23 protein-coding genes are annotated in these 22486 nt (G+C 61.4%); 5 read left to right on the top strand and 18 right to left on the bottom strand.

Annotation, left to right across the window (positions count from 1 at the left end; translation table 11 throughout):
* Positions 1 to 11: 11 nt before the first annotated feature.
* Complete coding sequence (locus A4A58_RS03975) at positions 12 to 713, bottom strand: GntR family transcriptional regulator (RefSeq protein WP_068729956.1); 702 nt, start codon at positions 711 to 713, stop codon at positions 12 to 14.
* A gap of 166 nt (positions 714 to 879) precedes the next feature.
* Here A4A58_RS03975 and A4A58_RS03980 point away from each other — a divergent pair, with 166 nt between their 5' ends.
* The 4 genes from A4A58_RS03980 to A4A58_RS03995 are packed head-to-tail and all read left to right on the top strand — an operon-like array spanning position 880 to position 5017.
* The gene (locus A4A58_RS03980; RefSeq protein ID WP_204378157.1) at positions 880 to 1734 is read left to right on the top strand and encodes an ABC transporter ATP-binding protein; all 855 of its coding nucleotides are present in this window, start codon (positions 880 to 882) and stop codon (positions 1732 to 1734) included.
* Positions 1735 to 1737: 3 nt separating this feature from the next.
* Positions 1738 to 2511 carry an ABC transporter permease gene (locus A4A58_RS03985; RefSeq protein WP_068729960.1) on the top strand — a complete coding sequence of 258 codons (774 nt, stop codon included), beginning with the start codon at positions 1738 to 1740 and terminating at the stop codon, positions 2509 to 2511.
* A gap of 27 nt (positions 2512 to 2538) precedes the next feature.
* On the top strand, positions 2539 to 3564 hold the full coding sequence (locus A4A58_RS03990; RefSeq protein WP_068729961.1) for an ABC transporter substrate-binding protein: 1026 nt from the start codon (positions 2539 to 2541) through the stop codon (positions 3562 to 3564).
* Between the two features lie 13 nt (positions 3565 to 3577).
* Complete coding sequence (locus tag A4A58_RS03995) at positions 3578 to 5017, top strand: amidohydrolase family protein (RefSeq protein WP_068729963.1); 1440 nt, start codon at positions 3578 to 3580, stop codon at positions 5015 to 5017.
* Between the two features lie 21 nt (positions 5018 to 5038).
* Here A4A58_RS03995 and A4A58_RS04000 read toward each other — a convergent pair whose 3' ends face one another.
* The 7 genes from A4A58_RS04000 to cyoA all read right to left on the bottom strand — a co-directional run bounded on the left by A4A58_RS04000 (position 5039) and on the right by cyoA (position 12060).
* Positions 5039 to 5572 carry a response regulator transcription factor gene (locus A4A58_RS04000; RefSeq protein WP_068729965.1) on the bottom strand — a complete coding sequence of 178 codons (534 nt, stop codon included), beginning with the start codon at positions 5570 to 5572 and terminating at the stop codon, positions 5039 to 5041.
* Entirely contained in the window at positions 5562 to 6887 is a 1326-nt protein-coding gene (locus A4A58_RS04005; protein WP_244499682.1) for an ATP-binding protein, read from the bottom strand. Before A4A58_RS04005 ends, A4A58_RS04000 begins: the two co-directional genes overlap by 11 nt.
* Before the next feature lie 132 nt (positions 6888 to 7019).
* Positions 7020 to 7841, bottom strand: coding sequence for an SURF1 family protein (locus A4A58_RS04010; RefSeq protein ID WP_244499655.1), 822 nt, complete (start codon positions 7839 to 7841; stop codon positions 7020 to 7022).
* A complete protein-coding gene (cyoD, locus tag A4A58_RS04015; protein WP_068729967.1) occupies positions 7841 to 8230 on the bottom strand; it encodes a cytochrome o ubiquinol oxidase subunit IV in 390 nt (129 codons plus the stop codon). The genes A4A58_RS04010 and cyoD overlap by 1 nt, the downstream gene beginning before the upstream one ends.
* Positions 8227 to 8859, bottom strand: a complete 633-nt coding sequence (gene cyoC / locus A4A58_RS04020) for a cytochrome o ubiquinol oxidase subunit III (protein ID WP_068729969.1) — start codon at positions 8857 to 8859, stop codon at positions 8227 to 8229. The genes cyoD and cyoC overlap by 4 nt, the downstream gene beginning before the upstream one ends.
* On the bottom strand, positions 8856 to 10880 hold the full coding sequence (gene cyoB / locus A4A58_RS04025) for a cytochrome o ubiquinol oxidase subunit I (RefSeq protein ID WP_068729971.1): 2025 nt from the start codon (positions 10878 to 10880) through the stop codon (positions 8856 to 8858). The genes cyoC and cyoB overlap by 4 nt, the downstream gene beginning before the upstream one ends.
* A 13-nt stretch (positions 10881 to 10893) precedes the next feature.
* Positions 10894 to 12060: a ubiquinol oxidase subunit II gene (cyoA, locus tag A4A58_RS04030; protein ID WP_081421736.1), complete on the bottom strand. Its 1167-nt coding sequence runs from the start codon at positions 12058 to 12060 to the stop codon at positions 10894 to 10896.
* 176 nt (positions 12061 to 12236) lie between these two features.
* On the opposite strand from cyoA, the gene A4A58_RS04035 reads away from it, so the two are divergent.
* Entirely contained in the window at positions 12237 to 13571 is a 1335-nt protein-coding gene (locus tag A4A58_RS04035; protein ID WP_068729973.1) for an MFS transporter, read from the top strand.
* Positions 13572 to 13706: 135 nt separating this feature from the next.
* Here the strand turns inward: A4A58_RS04035 and ccoS are convergent, their stop codons facing one another.
* The 10 genes from ccoS to A4A58_RS04080 form a co-directional block, all read right to left on the bottom strand.
* Complete coding sequence (gene ccoS, locus A4A58_RS29530) at positions 13707 to 13862, bottom strand: cbb3-type cytochrome oxidase assembly protein CcoS (protein ID WP_081421690.1); 156 nt, start codon at positions 13860 to 13862, stop codon at positions 13707 to 13709.
* On the bottom strand, positions 13859 to 16123 hold the full coding sequence (locus A4A58_RS04040; protein WP_068729975.1) for a cation-translocating P-type ATPase: 2265 nt from the start codon (positions 16121 to 16123) through the stop codon (positions 13859 to 13861). The genes ccoS and A4A58_RS04040 overlap by 4 nt, the downstream gene beginning before the upstream one ends.
* 70 nt (positions 16124 to 16193) lie before the next feature.
* A complete protein-coding gene (locus A4A58_RS04045; RefSeq protein ID WP_068729977.1) occupies positions 16194 to 16994 on the bottom strand; it encodes a DUF2189 domain-containing protein in 801 nt (266 codons plus the stop codon).
* Positions 16995 to 17010: 16 nt separating this feature from the next.
* On the bottom strand, positions 17011 to 17226 hold the full coding sequence (locus tag A4A58_RS04050; RefSeq protein ID WP_068729979.1) for a hypothetical protein: 216 nt from the start codon (positions 17224 to 17226) through the stop codon (positions 17011 to 17013).
* On the bottom strand, positions 17223 to 18104 hold the full coding sequence (gene ccoP, locus A4A58_RS04055) for a cytochrome-c oxidase, cbb3-type subunit III (RefSeq protein WP_068729981.1): 882 nt from the start codon (positions 18102 to 18104) through the stop codon (positions 17223 to 17225). Before ccoP ends, A4A58_RS04050 begins: the two co-directional genes overlap by 4 nt.
* Positions 18095 to 18280 (bottom strand): cbb3-type cytochrome oxidase subunit 3, encoded by a 186-nt coding sequence (locus tag A4A58_RS04060; RefSeq protein ID WP_349509566.1) that lies wholly within the window; start codon positions 18278 to 18280, stop codon positions 18095 to 18097. Before A4A58_RS04060 ends, ccoP begins: the two co-directional genes overlap by 10 nt.
* Positions 18281 to 18282: 2 nt before the next feature.
* Complete coding sequence (gene ccoO, locus A4A58_RS04065) at positions 18283 to 19023, bottom strand: cytochrome-c oxidase, cbb3-type subunit II (protein ID WP_192855880.1); 741 nt, start codon at positions 19021 to 19023, stop codon at positions 18283 to 18285.
* 2 nt (positions 19024 to 19025) lie between these two features.
* The gene (ccoN, locus tag A4A58_RS04070; protein WP_068729985.1) at positions 19026 to 20684 is read right to left on the bottom strand and encodes a cytochrome-c oxidase, cbb3-type subunit I; all 1659 of its coding nucleotides are present in this window, start codon (positions 20682 to 20684) and stop codon (positions 19026 to 19028) included.
* 241 nt (positions 20685 to 20925) lie between these two features.
* Positions 20926 to 21300 carry a nuclear transport factor 2 family protein gene (locus A4A58_RS04075; protein WP_068729987.1) on the bottom strand — a complete coding sequence of 125 codons (375 nt, stop codon included), beginning with the start codon at positions 21298 to 21300 and terminating at the stop codon, positions 20926 to 20928.
* Between the two features lie 93 nt (positions 21301 to 21393).
* On the bottom strand, positions 21394 to 22353 hold the full coding sequence (locus tag A4A58_RS04080) for a tripartite tricarboxylate transporter substrate-binding protein (RefSeq protein ID WP_068729989.1): 960 nt from the start codon (positions 22351 to 22353) through the stop codon (positions 21394 to 21396).
* Between the last annotated feature and the right edge of the window lie 133 nt (positions 22354 to 22486).

Below are 22486 nucleotides of genomic sequence, written 5' to 3' on the forward strand. Positions count from 1 at the left end.
CCGCGACGCCTTCAGGTCGCTTCCTCGGTATAGGGCGCCAGCACGTCGAGCAGATCCCTGCCCCGCGCCGGGGTCGGCTCTACCAGAGCGCGGTTGGCGACCGAGTCGAGATGCGAATGCATTAGCGACATCGCCTTGTTGGCATCGCCGTCCTGCAGCGCTTCGATGATCGAAATGTGCTCGCTGATGCCGCATTCCGACGAATGTGGGCGACTGAACAGCGACAATGTCAGACAGCAGCGATAGGCGATCTCGCTTACATAGCGGACCAGCACCGGGCTGTTGGTCATCGACGCCAGCATGATGTGAAATTCCGTCGCTAAGCGAATGGACACGGCATTCGGCCCGTCATGCGCCTCGCGCTCCGCCTCGACATGCGCCTTGAGGCGCGCGATCTGGCTGCTGCTGAGCTTGCCGGCGATCTTGCGGACGATCAGCCGTTCGAGATCCATCCGGATGTCGAAGATGTCGCGCGCGTCCTGCCAGCTCGGCGTCACGACCACGGCGATGCGGTTACGTCGCAGCTCCACAAGCCCCTCGGACGCCAGTTGCCCGAGTGCATAGCGCGCAATGGTGCGGCTGACGCCGAAGCGCTCACCCAAGGAGTCCTCGGGAAGCTTGGCGCCGGGTTCCAGAGCCTGCTCGATGATCGCCCGCCGCAGCGCGCGGCAGATCATCCCAACCTTGTCTTTTGAATTCGGCGCTTCTGGCATTCAGATCGAACCTGTCGCGATTTTGGGCATTCTGGGCCGTGCCCGAAGTGCATGCAATCGAGGAGAGTGACTGCCCAATAATTCCTCAGGGAATGGCGAGCGAACGTAAAATGACAACGTTTCGCCTTGGACTCAAGTGGCACCCCAATTGCATGCACTTATCGCCATGACAAGTATGCAAGAAAATGGGCCCACCGAGGGCCAACGCAGACCGACCGCCGTTGAACTGTCAGCGACCTCGGTAACGTTCGGCCGCGGCCCGACCGCCACGCCGGCGCTTGCCGAGACCAACCTTAGCATTCCCGATGGCGAATTCGTCGCGCTGGTCGGCCCCTCGGGCTGCGGCAAATCGACGATTCTCCGGCTGGTCAGCAATCTCGTCCGGCCAACCACTGGCGTCGTCATCGTCGGCGGACGTGAGGTCGCCGCCAAGGCCCTGCGGATCGGCATGGCCTTCCAGAACCCGACCATGCTGCCCTGGCTGACCATCGAGCGGAACATCATGTTGCCGCTCAAGATCGTGGAGCCGTTCCGGTCGGAGTATCGACAGAAGCGCAAAGGCGAATTTCGCGACAAGGCGCATGCATTGCTGGCCCAGGTCGGCCTCAAGGACTTCGGCAACAAGTATCCCTGGCAGTTGTCCGGCGGCATGCTGCAGCGGGCGAACCTTTGCCGCGCGCTGATCCATGAGCCGCGGATGCTGTTGCTGGACGAGCCGTTTGGCGCGCTCGACCAGTTCACCAAGGAAGAACTCTGGTCGATCCTGCAGAGCCTCTGGCTGCAACACAAACCGACGGTGCTGCTGGTCACGCATGACCTCCGCGAAGCCGGCTTCCTGGCCAGCCGCATCTGCGTAATGAGCGCACGACCGGGCCGCATCCTCGACGACAGCCCGGTGGACTTCCCGCGCCCGCGCACCATCCCCATGACTTTCGAGCCTGATTTCGTCGCACTCAATCAGCGCCTGCGTGAACTCATCGTCAACGCCCGGAGCAACGCTCCCGAAGCGCAGGAGGCATAGGTCATGAGTGTAGGCCTGCGTCAAAAACTCTGGTCGTTCGGACTGATCGTCATCTTCTTCGTCGGATGGCAGTTATTTTGCGCCATGTCGGGCGTGTCGGATCTGGTTCTTCCGCGTCCGACGGAAATCATTGCGACGCTGATCGCGCGCTTCCCGATCCTGTGGCCGCATATTCTACAGACCCTCGGCACGACCATGGCCGGCTTCGTCCTTGGCGTCGGCCTCGGCGTGGTGCTGGGCGCGGTCATCGGCGTCTCGAAAGTCGCCTATGACACCGCCTATCCGCTGCTGGTCGGCTTCTCGTCGATTCCGAAGGTCGCCGTCGTGCCGATCTTCGTGCTGTGGTTCGGCTCCGGCTCCGTGCCTGCGATTCTTACCGCGCTGTCGATCTGCTTCTTCCCCATCGTCGTCAATATCGCGACCGGCCTCGCCACCACCGAACCGGAACTGGAAGACGTGCTGAAGGCACTTGGCGCAAGCAAGATGGACATTCTCTGGAATGTCGGCCTGCCACGCACCATGCCGTTCTTCTTCGCCTCGCTGAAAGTCGCGGTCAGCTACGCCTTTGTCGGCGCCGTTCTGGCTGAGACCGTCGCGTCCAATCGCGGCATCGGCAATGTGATGATGAGCGCATCGTCGAACTTCAACGTCCCGCTGGTGTTCGCCTGCCTGTTCATTCTCGCGATCCTCGGCGTGGCGCTCTACGTCATTTTCTCTCTGATCGAAGCGCGCGTGACCGGCTGGGCCACGCGCAAGAACGATCTCGTTGCGACCTAATCCACCCACATCAACCAGGAGAATGTCATGTTGAAGAGATTGACCGCCCTCGCAGTCGGCAGCGTCCTGCTCACAGGCTCTGCCTTCGCTCAGGAGACGACCATCAAGTTCACGCTGGGTTGGAAAACCCAGGGCAGTGACGCGGCGTTCTTCTATGCGAAGGACAAAGGTTACTTCAAGGAAGAGGGCCTGAACGTCGTCATCGATCAGGGCGAAGGCTCGGGCGCAACAGTGACCCGTATCATGTCCGGCGCCTGGGATGCCGGCTTCGGCGACGTCAATGCCATCATCCAGAACTCCTCGACGCGCCCACAGGACGCGCCGGTGATGGTCTATATGATGTGGAACCAGCCGCCCTTCTCAATCGTCACCAAGAACACCAGCGGCATCAAGACGATCAAGGATTTCGAAGGACACACGCTGGGCGGCGCGCAGGGCACGCCGACGACCCGGCTCCTGCCCGTCTTCATCCAGAAGAACGGTCTCGCGGCCGACAAGATCAAGGTCACCAATATGGCTCCCAATCTGCAGGAACCGATGTTGATCAAGGGCGATATCGACGCCGCGCTGGTGTTCAACATCACCAGCTATTTCAACCTCGTCCTGAACCGTCAGGATCCCGAGAAGGATTACAAGTGGTTCTCCTTCGGCGAATTCGGCCTCGACCTGTATTCCAACGGCGTGATGGTGTCGCAGAAACTGCTGGCTTCGAATCCCAAGGCCGTTGCGGGTCTGGTCCGAGCGATCAACAAGGCCAACATCGCCGTCGCCAAGGATCAGAACGCAGGTATGGCGTCGGTTGTCGCCTTCGACAATCTGGTCGACGTTCCTGTCGAGAAGCGCCGCCTACAGTACTCCTTCGACAAGCTGATGGTCTCGCCCGAGATGAAGGAGATCGGCGTCGGCGATATCAAGGATGATCGCATGACACGCGCCATCGGCATGGTCGTCGAAGGTTATGACCTGAAGCGCGTCCCGACCCCGAAGGAAGTGTTCTCTCGCGAATTCCTGCCGGCACGTGGCGATCGCGAGCTGGTCTACACGGCAAACTAAGGCTGGCACGCGGATGACCGGGATCCTGTCTGCGACGAATATCTTCACCGGCACAGATCGGGGCCTCGTGCCTCAGGCCAGCATCCACCATGCGGATGGCCTGATCACGAGCGTCTCGACCGGCGCAAGTATTTCGCCGCAGACGAACCATCTGGTCATCCCCACGCTGGTCAACGCCCACGACCACGCGCGGCCATCCATGACATCCTTCGGCGCATCGAACATGCCGCTGGAATCCTGGATCGTCCGCTCGGCTTTTGGCACTCCACCCGATCCCTATCTCGCCGCCGCTGTCTCGCTTGCCCGCTCGGCGCGCGCAGGCTGCGGCGGCGCGATGATTCATTACACCCGCCCCAGCGGCAAGATGCCGATCCTCGACGAGTCGATCGCCATCGCAAAAGCCGCAAGCGATATCGGCATCCGGCTGGCCTTCGCATTGGCCGTACGCGACCAGAATCCGATCGTCTATGGCGACAGCGCAGAGGTGCTTGTCGCGTTACCTGAAGAGGACCGCAGTACGATCCAGGACATGTTTATTCGTCCGAGCCCGACACCGTCAGAATATCTCGACCGCGTCGAAGCCATTCATGCCGCCATTGCCGGTCCGATGATCGATGTGCAATTCGGCCCCGCCGGCGTCCAGTGGTGCTCGCGTCAGCTGCTCGAAGCCATCGCCGAGCGCTCCGCCGCCACCGGCCGGCGCGTACACATGCATCTGCTCGAGACCATCTATCAGCGGCAATGGGCCGACCGCGCCTTTCCAGGCGGCGTCGTACGCTTCCTGAAAGATATCGGCCTATTGTCGAACCGGCTGACGCTAGCGCATTGCATCCATGCCCGGCCGGACGAACTCGACATGATCGCCGAGTCCGGCGCGACCATCGTGACGAATTTCAGCTCCAATCTGCATCTGCATTCCGGCCTCGCACCCATTGCCGACGCCCATCGCCGCGGCTGCCCGATTGCCGTTGGCATCGACGGCGTTGCTCTCGACGAGGACGACGACGCGATCCGCGAGATGCGCCTCGTGCAGATGGCCCATGACGGCCTCGGCTTCGACCGCACATGGAGCCGGCCGGAGTTTCTCGCGCTCGCTATCCGCAATGGCCGCAAGTCGATCGGCGCCCCGGGCCCGGGCACGCTCGCCGCCGGAGAAGCCGCTGATTTCGTAATTCTCGATATCGGCCAGCTTGATCGCGACGCTATCATGCCGGTCGATCCGCTCGACATGCTGTTTGCGCGCGGCAATACGAGCTGCATCCGCGATGTCGTCGTCAACGGCCGCATTATCAGCCGCGACGGCAAGCCAACCGGCGTAGATCTGGAGGCCATGGAGGTCGAGTTACGCGGGCTCTATCGCAAGAACGTGCCTCAGTTCAAGGCTTTCGAACGCGCCTGGGCGCCGTTCGAAAGCGCTGTGTCGCACTGGTTCCGTCAGCAAGGGTGTTGCTAGCTCGCCAAACGCTGAGCGGCCTTAGTTCACCTGACGCTTTTCGAGCTTCCGTGCCAGCGTGCGGCGATGCATGCCGAGACGGCGCGCGGTCTCCGAAATATTGAAATCGCTTTCCACCAGCGTCTGGTGGATGCGCTCCCATTCCAGCGTCTTGATCGAGGTCGGGCGTTCCGTAAGCGCCACCTGCACGTCGCCGGTCGCCTTCTGGAAGGCTTCCTCGATATCGTCGGTGTTCGACGGCTTGGCCAGGTAGTGGCACGCACCGAGCTTGATCGCCTCCACCGCCGTCGCGATGCTGGCATAGCCTGTGAGCACGACGATCAGCATCTCCGGACTCAGCGCATGCAGCGCCTCGACGCAGGCCAAGCCCGAGGCGCCCGCGAGCTTGAGATCGACCACCGCATAGCCCGGCATCTTGTCGCCAAGCACCTCGGTCAGTGTCTCGAAACCGTCGGCATGCAGCACGGTATAACCGCGGCGCTCGAAGGAGCGCTTCAACGTGCGCGCAAAACCCTCGTCGTCCTCGACAATGATCAGCAGACGTTCATCCGACATGTTTGCGCGCTCCAATCGCGAGGGCGGACAGTGGCAGTGACAACGACACCAGGGCGCCGCCCACGGGCCGGTTCTCCGCCACCACCGTGCCACCCAGTTTGCGGACGGCATTGACCACCAGAAACAGACCGAGCCCGCGCCCGGACTGGCCTTTGCTTGAATTATAGGGCTTTCCGAAATTCGCCAGCATCTCCTTGGCAAAGCCCGGCCCCATATCGCTGACTTTCAACACCAACGAATCGCCATCGCGTTCGATGGCAAGGCGAACCCAGAGCGGCGACACTTCATTGGCATTGTCGAGCACGTTGAAGATCATCTGCTTCAACGCCGAGTCCGACACGATCGGCATGTCCTCGCCGAACCGGTTCTCGTAGACCAGCGTGTTGATCGAGCGGGCGCCGCGCCAGTCCTCGACCAGCTCGCCGAAGAAACCGTTGACGGTCGTCACCACCGGCGCCTCGCCGCGCATGTCGCCGGCCGACATCAGAATGCCGGTGACGATCGACTTGCAGCGCTGCACATCGGCCTGCATCTCGCTGACCTCTTCCATCAGCTCCGGATTGCCTGCAAGTTCCGGCATCCGGCGCCAATCGCTCAGGATCACCGACAGCGACGCCAGCGGCGTACCGAGTTCATGCGCAGCGCCGGAGGCGAGCAGGCCCATGCGCACGATATGATCTTCCTCTGCAGCCTGTTGGCGCAGCGCTGCCAGACCCTCGTCACGCTCGCGCAGATTTTGTGCGATGCGCGTCATGAAAACAACGATCAGCGCCGCGTCCAGCACGAAGCAGATCAACATGCCGATGATGTGCAGCTCGAACAGATCGTCGCGCAGCGCTTCCGGTAGCGCCAGCGGGCGATGAAATACAATCAGTCCGGCGAAGCACAGACAGGCAACAACAACGACGACCCAGGTCGAGCGACCATTTAGCAACATCGCCCCGAGCGTAACCTGCAGGAGATAGAGCGATATGAATGGATTTGTGGCGCCGCCGCTCAGATAAAGCTGGGCGGTCAGCGCCGCGACGTCGAGCAGCAAAAGCAGAAGCAGTTCGCGGTCACGCGCGTCGGTCTGCTGGCGCAGCCATTCCTGGCTGATAACATTCAGGAACACCGAGCCGCAGAGCACCATGACCATGGCCATCAGCGGCAGCGAAATGCCCATCACCAGATGCACGAAGCCTATGGTCAGGACCTGCCCGACCACTGCGATCCAGCGCAGCTGGATCAGCAGATTGATGTTCTTGATATTGGTGGTCTCGTCGAGGGGCAGAGCAGTGACTGCAACGGGTGTGGTGACACCCGCCGCGTCGATAGGTGACGCGGCAACTGCACTGACGCCAGTGACGTCTGGTGTGCCCACCTTGCTCTCTGCTCCCAAACCCGGCATCTCGCCCCGTCAGCTTGATCGGCCAGCCTCAATCGAACCGGCGCACCATCCATGACGTCATACGCGAGGTAGTGATTTTTTCCGAATCCGCCACTCGTCGCGGGCGACGAACAGGGCACCGCCGGCCAGCATCAAAGCGAGGCCGAACCAGGTGATGGCATAGACCACATGGTTGTTCGGGAAGGCGATGACGGTCAGGCCGCCATGGGGCTGACCCGGCACGTCCAGCGCCGCATTGGCATCGATAAAATACGGCGCAACAGCACCGAGCTTCTGGCTTGCAGCAATGGCCTCGACGTCGCGGGAATACCAGCGCTGGGTGGCGGGATCGTTGCTGCGCAGGAACCCGCCTTTCGGCTCGGTGATGCGCAGCAGGCCCGTCACCGACACCGGCGCCGCGAGCACCGCGAATGCGCCAGCCTTGCGCTCATCCGGGCTGACGAAGCCCCGGTTCACCAGAACGGTGTAGCCGGCCTCGGCGCGCAACGGGGTCAGCACCCAGAAGCCGGCGCCTAGATCCGAGACGGCCTGAACCAGAGTATCGGCACCCGGCACGAACCGGCCGGTGACGTTGATGCGACGATATTCATCGTCACTGCGATTGATCGCAAGCCACGCCGCGGGCCCGGGTGCAGCTTCGGGCGCGGCGTGGCTGCGCTGATCGACACGTGCGATCAGATCCAGTTTCCAGGCGCGGCGTTCGACCTGCCAAATGCCCAGCGCGGTCAATCCCGCAATACCGAGCAGTGCCAGCAGACCCAGCACCGTGAGCGTCGTCGCGCGACGCGGCGAACGCCCGGATTCCATTTTCGATTCAGACGGCTCCTGTCTGGCCGGGCGGCCCACGACGATCCCGTCGTTGGCACGCACCATAGTCATCAGGGCATATTCCTCATGTCGTGAACCGGCATCATGTTGACGTTCAGATGATACATCACCCAGAGCGAACCGCTCAGCGCGATGACCACGATGATGATCGTGAAGATCAGCGCCATCATGGTCCAGCCGGCATCCGACGTCGTCTTCATGTGCAGAAAGTAGATCATGTGAACCACGATCTGCACCACGGCGAATGCAACGACGATCGCGATGGTCCAGTTCTTGTTCTCGATCACACCCGTCATCACCAGCCAGAACGGAATGGCGGTAAGGACGACCGACAGGAAGAACCCGATCAGATAGGACTTCATCGAGCCGTGGTCGCGGCCGTCGTCATGGCCGTGGTCATCGTGACCATGTCCGTGCGCGGCATGTGCATCGGCGCTCATCGCAGCACTCCCAGCAGATAAACAAAGGTGAAGACGCCGATCCAGACGACGTCGAGGAAATGCCAGAACATGCTCAGGCACATCAGCCGGCGCTGGTTCGCCTCAATCAGGCCAAAGCGAGCGACCTGCACCATCAGCGTGACCAGCCAGATGATGCCGAAGGTGACGTGCAGACCGTGGGTGCCGACCAGCGTGAAGAACGACGACAGGAAGGCGCTCCGCCAGGGGCCAGCACCTTCGTGGATCATGTGATGGAACTCGTAGAGTTCGATGCACAGGAATGCGAGGCCGAACAGGCCGGTAATGCCGAGCCACATCTGGGTCGACTTCACTCTGCCCTTCATCATCTCCAGCATCGCTAAGCCGTAGGTGATCGACGAGAACAGCAGCATCGCGGTGTTGAGCGCGACGAGCTTGAGGTCGAACAGATCCTTCGGTCCAGGTCCGGCAGCATAGCTACCGCCGAGTACGCCGAAAGTAGCGAACAGCATCGCGAAGATGAGGCAATCGCTCATCAGGTAGAGCCAGAAGCCCAACATGGTGCTGGAACCAGCCGGATGATCGTGTTCATCGACGACGTAGAAGACCGGCACTTCAGTGCCGTTTATCGTTGGGGTCGTAACGTTCATGACGCGGCCTGTGCTGCGAGAAGTTTCGTACGCTCGCCTTCGGTACGGATGACGTCCTCCACCGGAATGTGGAAGTCACGGTTGTAGTTGAAGGTATGGAAGATCGCGACGCCGACGATGGCAACGAAGCTGAGCGCCGCGAGCCACCAGATGTACCAGATCAAAGCAAAGCCCATCGCCGTGGCGAGTACCGAGAGAATCAGGCCGGTGCCGGTGTTCTTCGGCATGTGGATCGGCCTGAAGCCTTCCAGCGGACGGACATAACCGCGGCGCTTCATGTCCCACCACGAGTCGTTGTCGTGAATGACCGGCGTGAAAGCGAAGTTGTAATCCGGCGGCGGCGACGAGGTTGCCCATTCCAGCGTGCGCGCGTTCCAGGGATCGCCCGTGGTGTCGCGCAGCTTCTCGCGATTCCAGATGCTGACGGCGATCTGGACGAGGAAAGCGCCGATGCCGATGGCGATCAGGACAGCGCCGAAAGCCGCGACGATGAAAAATATCTGCAGCGAAGGATCGTCGAAGGTGCGGAGCCGGCGAGTGACGCCCATCAAGCCGAGCGCATAGAGCGGCATGAAGGCGAAATAGAAGCCGAGGACCCAGCCCCAGAATGACACCTTGCCCCAGAACTGATCGAGCTTGAAGCCGAACGCCTTCGGAAACCAGAAGTTGATGGCCGCGAAGATGCCGAACACCACGCCGCCGATAATCACGTTGTGGAAGTGGGCGATCAGGAACAGCGAGTTATGCAACACGAAGTCGGCCGGCGGCACCGCGAGCAAAACACCAGTCATGCCGCCGATCACGAAGGTCAGCATGAAGGCGATCGTCCACATCATCGGCAATTCGAACCGGATGCGGCCGCGATACATCGTAAACAACCAGTTGAATATCTTCGCTCCCGTGGGAATCGAGATGATCATGGTCGTGATGCCGAAGAAGGAATTCACGCTGGCGCCCGAGCCCATGGTGAAGAAGTGATGCAGCCAGACGAGATAGGACAGGATCGTGATGACGAGCGTGGCGTAGACCATCGAGGTGTAGCCAAACAGCTTCTTGCCCGAGAAGGTCGAGGTCACTTCCGAAAACACGCCGAACAGCGGCAGGATCAGGATGTAAACCTCCGGATGACCCCAGATCCAGATCAGGTTCACATACATCATCGGATTGCCGCCGAGATCGTTCGTGAAGAAGTTGGTGCCGACGTAACGATCCAGCGACAGCAGCGCGAGAACGGCGGTCAGGATCGGGAAGGACGCGACGATCAGGACGTTGGTGCAGAGCGAGGTCCAGGTGAAGATCGGCATCTTCATCATAGTCATGCCGGGGGCACGCATCTTCACGATGGTCGCGATCAGGTTGATGCCTGACAGTGTCGTGCCGACGCCAGCCACCTGTAGCGCCCAGATGTAATAGTCGACGCCGACATCCGGACTGTAACCGATATTCGACAGCGGCGGATAAGCCAGCCAGCCGGTCTTGGCGAATTCACCGATGAACAGCGACATCATGACGAGAATGGCGCCGCCAGTCGTCATCCAGAAGCTGAAATTGTTCAGGAACGGGAACGACACGTCGCGGGCGCCGATCTGCAGCGGCACGATGTAGTTCATCAAGCCAGTGACCAGCGGCATCGCCACGAAGAAGATCATGATCACCCCGTGCGCCGTGAACACCTGATCGTAATGGTGTGCGGGCAGGAAGCCATCGGAGCCATTGAAGGCCATCGCCTGCTGCGCGCGCATCATCAGTGCGTCGGCAAAGCCGCGCAGCAACATGACGATGCCCAGCACCATATACATGATGCCTATCTTCTTGTGGTCGACGCTGGTGAACCACTCCTTCCAGAGATAGCCCCAGAGCTTGAAGTAGGTCAGCGCAGCGAGCAGCACGATGCCGCCGAGGGCGACCATCGCGAAAGTCGCGACCAGAATCGGTTCATGATAGGGAAACGACTCGAGCGTCAGGCGGCCGAAGATGAACTTCGCAAGCCCGGTGTTTGCCACTACGGCTGTATCAGACATTAGATCGACCCGATCAGGTGTTGGAAGCGCGCCGCTCGGCAGGCGACAGCGCAGGCGTGAAATTGAACGGCGCGGGGGCGGCACCCGGGCGCGTGAGACCAGCACCGGTGACCGGTGTCGGGTCGGGTGGAGTCGTCGTCGAGCGGTGATCGGCTGCTTCGCGAGCCGCCTCGGCGAGGGTGCAGACGCTGGCGACGTAGTTCTTGGTCGAACTGGAGCCGTCAAGCATCGAGATATTGTACTTCAGCGGCAGGATGTTGCGGGCGCTGGCGAGGCCGAGGCCACCCTTCGCATCCATCGCCATCATCTCGCTCATGCACATCTTGCCGGGTTGGGCGCACATGTTGAGGATCGCCTTGTAGAGGTCAGGCGCGACTTCCTTGTAGAGACGAACCGGCACGTTCTCGCTGGGCTTTTCGAGCTCCAGATAGGCCTCGCGGCTCAACGTCTCGCTGCTCGCCTTGGCCTTGGCAATCCAGGCATCGAAGCCGGCCTGATCGACGCCATGGAACTTGAAGCGCATGCCGGAGAAGCCGGCGCCGCTATAGTTCGCCGAGAAGCCGTCGTAAACGCCGGCCTTGTTGATGACCGCGTGCAGCTTGGTTTCCATGCCGGGCATCGCATAGATCTGACCGGCGAGCGCGGGGATATAGAATGAGTTCATCACCGAAGAGGCAGTGATCTTGAAGCGCACCGGACGATCGACCGGCGCAACCAGTTCATTGACCGTAGCAATGCCGTATTCCGGGTAGAAGAACAGCCACTTCCAGTCGAGCGCGACGACTTCGACCTGCAGCGGCTCAAGAAGGCTCGCAGCATTGCCGGGCGCAATCCGGTCGAGCCGACGATACGGGTCGAGCAGATGCGTGCTGGACCAGGTCACGGCGCCGAGGCAGATGATGATGAGGAGGGGCATCGACCAGATGACCAGCTCGAGATGGGTCGAGTGATCCCAGTCCGGCTCGTATTTCGCGTCGGCATTCGACTGCCGGTACTTCCAGGCGAAGAACACGATCAGGGCCATCACCGGCACGATGATCAGCAGCATCAACACCGTGGAAATGACCACGAGATCGCGTTGCTGCACTGCGATGTCACCCGCAGGATTCATCACGACGAAATTGCATCCGCCCAGCAAGGCAACCAAGGGCAGCAAAAGGAGTATCCGTAGGCGGCTCAAGGTGTTACCCATTCAATAATGTCCGTCGCGCGCACGGTTAAGCGTATTTGCTGCAGGGCAACATTGGACAATTTGTCCAATGGTCCGAAGACGCGGTTCGCGACAAATCGTCAACCTCGCGTCGCCCTTGGGCGTCGATTGCATGACCTTCAACACACCACCGACGGATAGAAAAAATGGCGCAGACGTCATCGACGATCGAACGGGACGCACGCCTTCTGCACGCGGATGGCCACGGAGCGGTTAACCCGGGCGAGATCGCCATTGGCGTCATCATCGGCCGGACCTCCGAGTTCTTTGACTTCTTCGTCTATGCGATTGCTTCGGTGCTGGTGTTTCCGAAGCTCGTCTTCCCCTATCTCGATCCGCTGACCGGCACTCTCTATTCCTTTGCGATCTTTTCGCTGGCATTCATCGCCCGCCCGATCGGCACGATGATCTTCACGGCCATCGATCGCAGCCAGGGCAAAGGCGCCAAACTGACCATCGCGCTGTTCCTGCTCGGCGTGGCCACCGTCGCCATCGCCTTCCTGCCCGGTCACGAATCCATCGGCGTCGCATCGGCCTGGCTACTGGCGGCTGCGCGTATCGGCCAGGGCATTTCCTGGGGCGGCACCTGGGACGGCCTTGCTTCGCTGCTGGCGCTGAATGCGCCGGAGGGCAAGAAGGGCTGGTACGCCATGATCCCGCAGCTCGGCGCGCCGATCGGCCTTCTGGTGGCGAGCGCGCTGTTCGCCTTCTTCGTCGATACCCTGTCCGCTGAAGACTTCCTCGACTGGGGTTGGCGCTATCCGTTCTTCGTTGCTTTCGCCATCAATGTCGTCGCGCTGTTCGCACGTCTGCGCATGGTGGTGACGCCGGGCTACACGGCGCTGTTCGAAGCCCGTGAACTCGAGCCGTCCTCGGTCACCGAGACCATCGCCCAGCAGGGCCGCACCGTCGTCATCGGCGCCTTCGCACCGCTGGCGAGCTTCGCGCTGTTCCACATGGTCACGGTGTTCCCGCTCTCATGGGTGTTCCTGTTCACCCGCGAAGCACCCGGCCGCTTCCTGATCGTCGAATGCGTCGGTGCCGTGTTCGGCATCATCGCGATGATCGTGTCGGGCTATGTCGCCGACAAGGTCGGCCGCCGCACGCTGCTGACCGGTTCGGCGATTGCCATCGCCGTATTTAGCGGCTTCGCACCGCAGATGCTGGACGGCGGCATCGTCGGCGAACTGGCCTTCATGGTGACCGGCTTCATCCTGCTCGGCCTGTCGCTCGGTCAGTCGTCGGGCTCGGTCGCATCGAGCTTCTCGAAGCGCTTCCGCTACACCGGTTCGGCGCTTACCACCGACCTTGCCTGGCTGTTCGGCGCCGGCTTCGCGCCATTCGTGGCGCTGGTGATGTCGAGCCGCTTCGGCCTGTCCTCGTCGGGCGTGTATCTGCTGTCGGGCGCGGTCGTGACCCTGCTTGCGATCTCGATCAACCGGCAGTTCGCCAGCCGCGACGCCTCGGCGATCCAGCCATAACTCTCAGTCGTCATACGCGGGCTTGACCCGTATCCATCTTCGCCCGCGCACAAACTTATCGACTTTGAAGCTGGATTGCCGGGTCAAGCCCGGCAATGACGTGAGGGGGAGGCCCGCGACCGTCGCTATTGAATTCTAATGCGACAGCGGCACATCGTCCTGATGCAGAATGCGTTCGGCGGCGCCCTGCAGATCGTCATACTGACCTGATTGCAGCGACCACAGGAACGCCGCGAGGCCGCACAGGCCAAGCCCGATGGCGATCGGGATCAGATAAAAATAGTCCGTCATTCCGCCGGCTCCAATCTGACTGACATTCGCGGCGTTGATGCGCCTGCGCCCTGAGACTTGTCGGACTTGCCACGGCCACGCAGCCGCAGCGCATTGGCGACAACCACGATGGACGAACCGGACATCGCGATCGCTGCAACCAGCGGCGTGACATGGCCCATGATCGCGATCGGCACCGCAATGAGATTGTAGCCGACTGCCAGTGCGAGATTCTGCCGCACGAGATGCCCTGCCTCGCGCGAGACCGCGATTGCCTGCGACACGGCCGACAGATCCTCGCGCAGGAAGACGAGATCTGCGGCGTTGCGCCCGACATCAGCAGCTGACGCCGGCGCCATCGACGCATGCGCGGCCATCAGCGCCGGCGTGTCATTGAGGCCGTCGCCAACCATTAGCACCTTCTTGCCGGCGGATGCCAGCTCTGCCACATGCGCCGCCTTGCCGCCCGGCAGCACGCCGGCGAAATATGGCACGCCCATGCCGCTCGCGAGCGTGCGCACCGGCATCTCGCGATCGCCCGAGACAACCTCGACAGCCAGTCCGTCGCGCTTCAAGTCGCCGACCGTTTCAACCGCGCCCGCACGCAACCGATCCTCGAAGCGGAAATCCGCCACGCATTGTCCATCGCGCGACAGCACGACGGAGGAGCCATCGAGATCCATGCGGCTGGTATCGGTGAGAGCCCATTCCGGCCGCCCGAGGCGCAGCACGCTGCCGCCGAGACGCGCTTCCATGCCGCAGCCCGGATGTTCGGAGACATCATCGAGCACAATCGGGGCCTGCAACCTCGGAACGGCCGCAGCGAGCGCGCGCGAATAGGGATGACGTGAATGCGCGGCAATCGCGCCGGCCAGTGCCAAGGTCGCAGGATCGACGTTGTCCGAATTGACGACGCGGGCATTGCCGAGCGTCAGTGTGCCCGTCTTGTCGAACACCACCGTATCGATCTCGGCGAGACGCTCAAGCGCCCCGCCATCCTTGATCATGATGCCGCTCTCAAACAGTCGTCGCGCAGCAACCACCTGCACCATCGGCACAGCTAAGCCGAGCGCACAAGGACAGGTGATGATCAGCACCGCGACGGCAATGGTGATGGCGCGATGCACGTCGCCGGACACGATGAGCCAGCTGACCAGCGTGATCGCCGCCGTGAGATGCACAACCGGCGCATAGAGCCCGGCTGCACGATCGGCGATGCGGCGATAGACCGAACGGCCCTGCTCTGCGGCTTCCATCATCCGCAGCATCTCGGCCAGGAACGACTCGTTGGCGGAGGCTGTCGCCGTGATGATCAGAGGCCCCGTGAGATTCAGCGTGCCTGCGCGCAGGACCGACCCCGGCAGTGCCGGCTGCGGCACGCTCTCGCCGGTGACCAACGAGACGTCGAGTTCGGACAAACCTTTGGTGACCTGCGAATCGACCGGCACGCGCTCGCCGGCGGCGAGCATGATGGTCATATCCGGCGTGATTTCGCTGACCGGCAGATAGGTCTGCGCACCATCACTCTGCAGAACCAGCGCGCCGCGCGCCGCCAGACGCGCGAGCCCCTTGACTGCGACACGTGCGCGCTCGCGCATCATGTGATCGAGCGTGCGGCCGATCAGCAGGAAGAACAGCAGCGTCACCGCCGCATCAAAATAGGCATGCGGACCATGGATCGCAGTCTCGTACAGGCTCATGCCGAAGGCCAGCAAGACGCCGAGCGAGATTGGCACATCCATATTAGTGCGACCGTGACGCAGCGCCTGCCAGGCCGAGCGAAAGAATACCCGGCCGGAATAGATCAGCGTCGGCAACGCGATCAACGCAGAGATGCCGTGGAACAGATCGCGTGTCGCGGGCTCGGCACCGGACCACACCGAGACCGATAGCAACATGATATTGCTCGCCGCAAAGCCCGACACCGCCAGCGCACGGATCAGTTCCGACAGCGTCGTGTCCCTGGCATCGCCATCGACCTCGAACAGATGCGCTTCATAGCCGACATTGCGCAACGTTTCGATGAAGGGCGGAGGCGAGGCATCGGCGCGCCATTTGATGGTGACGCGCTTCGTGGAAAGATTGACCCGGGCCCAGGTCACGCCATCGAGTGCATCGAGCGCCTTCTCAACCGTGCGAATACAGGCGCCGCAGTGAACGTCCGGTACCGAGAGATCGGTCTGCCTCAAACCGCCGGCAATGGTCCGGCTGACCAGCAGGACTTCGCGCGGATCCGGCGCCGCCAGCATTGCCAATTCTGCTCCTGAGCCACAGCAACTCATCGGAGACCTCGTTTCTCACTTTGCGCATGATCCTTTCGGAAAACCGGTTCCCACTTTTCCGGATCATGCTTTAGCCAGTCACCTCGACACCCGGCTTCATCGCCACATAGGCGTGCCATGTCCCGTGACCGAGCACGGGAAACACGACGATCATACCGAGCAGGCCGGTCATGACATTGATCAAGAACAAAGCCAGGGCGATTCCCGCCCAGGTCAGCATGACCGGCAGATTGGCCCAGACCATCCCCATGCTGGTACCCATGGCGGTGAGCGCATCGACGCGCTCGTTGAGCAGCATGGGAATGGCGAACACGCTGATCGCAAAGGAGAATGCCGCAAAGATGCCGCCGACCGCGGTGCCGGCGATCAGCATCGCCCAGCCGACGGGTGTGGTGAACAGCATGGCCGCAACGCCATCGAGGCCGGGAAATGGGTTCATGCCGAAAAACAACGCGTAGATGATCACCGCGGCGCGGATCCAGACCAGCATCAGCGAGCACAACAAGAGGCCCGCGAACAGCAGCTGCCCGCCCGACTTCGGCCGGACGAGAATCATCTGCAACAGCGAGACACGCTCATGGGCGGCGATCCGGCGACTCTTCTCATAGAGCCCGATGGCGAGTACCGGCCCGACCACCATGAAGCCGGCAAAGGCCGGAAACAGGATGTAGTCCCAGCCGAAAGCGAACAACCCGCCGACCAGGACGACCGAGACCGCGAAAACCAGCATGCCATAGCTGAGGCTCACCGACGGGATAATTGTCAGATCGCGCCAGCCGGCTTTGAGCCAGTCAAAGGCGACGGATGGCGCGACATGGCGATTCCACGACACCGAGGGTGGTAGCGGAGGGGCAACGGCTGGAAGATTCATCTTCGACCTCGCAATCTCAATGACGCGGCGTGCATGACGAGGACGCCGCACTGAATTTTCCGGCTTCCGCGACACTGGTGCCGCGCTTGACGTGATCGATACAGTCGGGCTGCGACCAGAGCGCCACATAGACCATGTGCGCATTGGCCATCAGCACCAGTAGCAGACCGGCAGCAACCGCCATCCAGATCCAGAACTTCGCGTTGACGTGCTTCATCGCTGCTGCACTCATGGCCCGGCAGCCCTGAGGTTGACGAGATAGAGCGCGAGAATCTTGCGATCGAGCGCCGACAGCCGCGAATCCCAGCTCGGCATGTGACCTTGCCGGCCACCCCAGACAGTCGTGAAGACCGACTGGGCGCCGCCGCTATAGATCCAGAAATTGTCGCGCAGGTTCGGCGCACCGAGTTCGATATTGCCGGTCGCGTTCTCGCCGTGGCAGGCGACGCAATTGTCGGTGAACACCGCTTTGCCGCTGGCGAGCTTCGCGGGCGCGATAGCCTTGGCGACGGCAGGGTTCGACAGGCTGCGAACATAGTCGACGACATCGTCGATCTGCTCGCGCTTCAGCATCCCGTCCCGGCCGAAGGCCGGCATCTGCGACGTCCGCGAATCCTTGTGCGGCGAATTGATGCCAACGCGGATCGTCTCGGCGATCGCATCGGGCGTGCCGCCCCACAGGAAGGCTTGCGACACCAGCGTTGGAAAGCCGTTGCCACCCTCGGCGGTGCGGCCATGACAGGCCGCACAATTGTCGCCGAACAAAGTCGCGCCGGTCTGCCGCACGATCTTCATCAACTTCGGATCGGCCTGGATAGCTTCGAAGCTTTCGGTATCGATCAGCTTGCTCCACTTGGTGCGGTCTGAGGCCGCGTCCTTGATCTGCTCGGCCACGGTGTTGCGCTGGTCGATCCCCAGCAGACCCTTGGTATAGGTCACGCCCAGCGGCCAGGCCGGCATCAGGATCCAGTACACGACCGAATAGAGAAAGGTCGCCCAGAGCAAGAAGACCACCGTACGCGGCACTGGCGTGTTCAACTCCTTGATACCGTTCCACTCGTGGCCGGTGGTGAGATAACCGGAGACGGGATCGCGTTCCTCTACTGCCATCGCTTCGCCTCATACGGCTTGTCCTCAACAGAGGGGTCGAGGATCGACTGCGCTGCAGAGTCGAACGACGTCTTGTTCTTGGGCCAGTAGGCATAGACCACCACGCCGATCGACATAGCGATCAGGTAGAACAGTCCGAAGGATTTCGCGAACCAGACGGTGGTCTCATGCTCCATCGTCACTCTCCCGCCGCAGCCGTTTTGGCCTTATGAGCCGCATCGGTCAGCTTGCCCAATATCTGCAAGTAAGCGACCAGCGCATCCATCTCCGTCGGCTCGCCGGGCTGACCGTCAAAGGCACGCACATTGGTCGCCTCGCCATAGCGCTTGGTGACGCCTTCGGCGAAAGGCGTATCCGGCGTTGTCTGGCCATAGGCATCGTTGGATGCGTTGGCGATCATCTCATCCGTATAAGGCACGCCGACCTTGCGCAGCGCGGCCAGATGCAGGCCGAGATCGTCGATCCGCGCCTTGGCGCGCGTGAGATAGGCATAAGGCGGCATCACGGATTCCGGCACCACGTCGCGCGGATTGGTCAGATGCTTGACATGCCACTCGTCGGAATACTTACCGCCGAGGCGCGCGATATCCGGCCCGGTGCGCTTCGAGCCCCACAGCATCGGATGATCGTATTTGGATTCGACCGCGAGCGAATATGGCCCGTAACGCTCGACCTCATCGCGCAATGTGCGGATCATCTGCGAATGACAGGCGTAGCAGCCTTCACGGATGTAGATGTTGCGGCCGGCGATTTCGAGCGGCGTATAGACGCGCATATCCGGTGAGTCTTCCACCGTCTGATGGATCGTGAACAGCGGCACGATCTCGATGAGCCCGCCGATGCTGGCGGCAATGATGATGCCGATGGCAAGACTCATCGTCTTGCGCTCGAGCTTGTAGTGCAGGCCGAACAAACCCATCGTTATTCTCCCGGCTGCAGCGCAGGCACGCCAGTGGGCTGTGCCACCGGACGATCGGCGGCGCGTTCATCGGCCGGCTGACCAGCAGTGCGGATGGTCATGACGATGTTGTAGAGACCGATCACGGCGCCAGCGAAGAAGAAGAACCCGCCGACCGCCCGCGCAACGTAATAAGGCTTCATCGCGATCACTGTCTCGATGAAGGAATAAGAGAGCGTGCCGCTACTGTTATAGGTGCGCCACATCAAGCCCTGGATGATACCTGAATTCCACATCGCGAAGACGTATGTGAAGAGGCCGGCGACAGCGAGCCAGAAGTGCCATTCGACGAGCGCCGGCGAATACATCCGCTCGCGCTTCCACAGCCACGGCACCGACGCATAGATCGAGCCGAAGGTGATCATGGCCACCCAGCCGAGCGCACCGGCATGGACATGACCGACGGTCCAGTCGGTGTAATGCGATAGCGAATTCACCGAGCGAATCGCCATGAACGATCCCTCGAACGTGGTGAGACCGTAGAACACCGCGGCCACCATCATGAAACGCAGCGTCGCATCGTCGCGCACCTTGTGCCAAGCGCCGTTCAGCGTGAGCAGGGCATTGCCGGCGGAGCCCCAGGACGGAATCAGCAGCATCAGCGAGAAAGTCATGCCGAGCGTCTGCACCCATTGCGGCAGTGCCGTGTAATGCAGGTGATGGGAGCCCACCCACATATACATGAAGGTGATGCCCCAGAACGAGATGATCGACATCCGGTAGGAATAGATCGGCCGGCCCGCGCGCACCGGCAGATAGTAATACATCATGCCGAGGAAGCCGGAGGTGAGGAAGAAGGCGACGGCGTTGTGGCCGTACCACCATTGGGTCATCGCATCCTGCACACCGGAAAAGGCCGAATAGCTCTTGGCGTGACCGAACGAGACCGGCATTGCCAGATTATTGACGGTGTGCAGGATCGCCACCACCAGGATGAAGGCCATGTAGTACCAGTTGGCGACGTAGATATGCGGCTCCTTCCGCCGCGCCAGCGTCCGCATATAGATGACGAAATAGACGATCCAGACGATTTCCAGCAGAAGGTCGGCATACCATTCCGGCTCGGCATATTCCTTCGACTGGGTGACGCCCATGAAGTAGCCGGTGGCGGCGAGCAGGCAGAACAGATTGTAACCGAGCAACACGAACCACGGGCTGATCTGATCCGGCAATCGTGCACGCGAGGTGCGCTGGAGCACATAAAGCGAAGTGCCGATCAGCCCATTGCCGCCGAAGCCGAAGATCACCGCGCTGGTATGCGCGGGACGGATGCGGCCGAAGCTCGACCAGCCGGCATCGAACGTCAGATTGGGAAACACCAGCTGCCACGCGACCCAGTCGCCGATGAACATGCCGATGACGGCCCAGATCATCGCCAGGATGATCGCCACTTTGGTGGGGTCGTCGTAATATAGCGCCAGCCGGCCCTCGTCGGGCTCCGGCTCGTAATAGACATAGATGACACCGAAGATGCCGGCGATCCCGGCCAGCATGACGATCGCGCCATGGACGCCGAGCGGGTCCTGGCGGCCGGCGATCGCCATCGCGAGACCGCAAATCGTGAAGGCCAGCAGGATGATCAGCGCAAGCTGCCGTTCTGATTTGGTCAATTGCGCGATCATCCGGTCATCCCCTGCTCGTCTCGCGGCGGTTCGTCAGGCAGGACTCGCGGCGCCCGATCGGCACAGAGCATCCTCACACCATCACGACTAGCTCACTGCGCCGCCGCCGCGATTGACTTAGGTCAATCCCGCGAACGGATTCCGACCGGGATCAATCGCAATTTCTGATATTTATAGCCAATGTCGCGCAACCGAACTTGGCACACGTCTTCTACAAGTGCAGGCAGGATGCCTGCGCCTGTTAGTCCTTCACGTCGTAGCGATAGGATTTCGAGACGATCTGCCAGCCATCGGCCAGCTTCATCGCGATCAGGTAATCGGTGAAATAACGCGGCGGCAGCTGGCAGCGCACCTTGATGAAGGCCGTTTTGTCGTCGGAGCGATCAATGGTGACAATGAGGTCATCGCGGGTCTTGCCATCGACCTTGCCCGAGGTCCGCGTACGAACCATGGCCATCCAGTCCGGCATGGTCAGCACTTTCAGCTCGCCATTCTCGACCCAGCGCAGGTCCGCGGTCGGATGAAAAATTGCGCCAAGCTTGTCGGCATCAGCCTCGTAGAGGCCGTCGAAATAATGCTGGATCACCGCTTCAACGGTCGAACGATCGTAAGCCAAGTTATTCCCCCACCAACAGCCGCACTGAAATTCTTATAACACGAAAGCGATGACGGCCATACTATACCGTTGCATAGGTGATCCGGCCTTAGATCACTTGCTGTCGCCCAGCATCTTTCGAAAACGTTCGATCTCCTGCGGCACGAAGGCCGCGAGATAGGCCGGCGCCATTTCCGCATCGCCGGCGGGCACGGAGCCGAGATCGTCGAGCCGTTTCTGATAATCGGGATTCGCAACGGCAGCGCGCATCGCGGCATTGAGCTTCCCGATGATCGGCGCAGGCGTACCCTTCGGCGCAAACAGCGCATACCAGCCGGATATTTCAAATTGTGGCAACCCGGCCTCGCTGGCGGTCGGGACGTCTGGCAGATGCGGCAGGCGCGTTCTGGATGCGAGCGCAATCGCGCGAATGAGACCGCTCTGGATGGCCGGCGTCACCGATGCCGAAGAATCGCAGATGCCGTCGATCTGTCCGCCTATCAGATCATTCAGGGCCGGACCGCCACCGCGGTAGCCGACCAGCGTGACGTCGATGCCCGCGGCCTGAACGAAAGCCTTGCAGAACAGATAGTTCTGCGAGCCCACACCGGAGTGGCCGATATTGAGACGGCCGGGATTCTGTTTCGCATGCGCGATGAATTGCGCGAGATTGTCGGCCGGAAAATTGCGCCGGATGGCAACCATGGCCGAACTCTTGTTGAACATGCCGATGCCTGCAAAATCCGACGGCGCGAATTTCACATCGGGCGTGAACAGGTAGACCGCAGTATTGGTGCCGCTATTGCCCTGCACGATAGTGTAGCCGTCGGGTGGAGCCTGCGCGACGCGGGCTAGCGCCACGGCCCCACCCGCACCGCCTATATTTTCGATCACGATGGGCTGACCGAGATGCCGGCTCATCTGTTCGGCAATCAGCCGCGCATTGACGTCGGAACTGCCGCCGGCGGCGAATGGCACAACGAGCGTGATGGGACGGGTGGGATAGTCCTGCGCGGACGCGCACAGCGGCGCGATCAGCACCAGACAGAGCGGAGCAAGCCTGAGCCAAGCCATTTCAAATCCTCCCTGACCAGGTCTTGTCTAAGCAGATCTTTGCCTAATTTTTCCGTGATCTTAGGGAGTATCCGGCGCCGGATGCAAAGACATGTTATGCTGCAAAGCGGCGTAACTGGCGGCGTGCTGCGCC

It is taken from the genome of Tardiphaga robiniae (assembly GCF_001618955.1).
GTDB classification, from domain to species: domain Bacteria; phylum Pseudomonadota; class Alphaproteobacteria; order Rhizobiales; family Xanthobacteraceae; genus Tardiphaga; species Tardiphaga robiniae_A.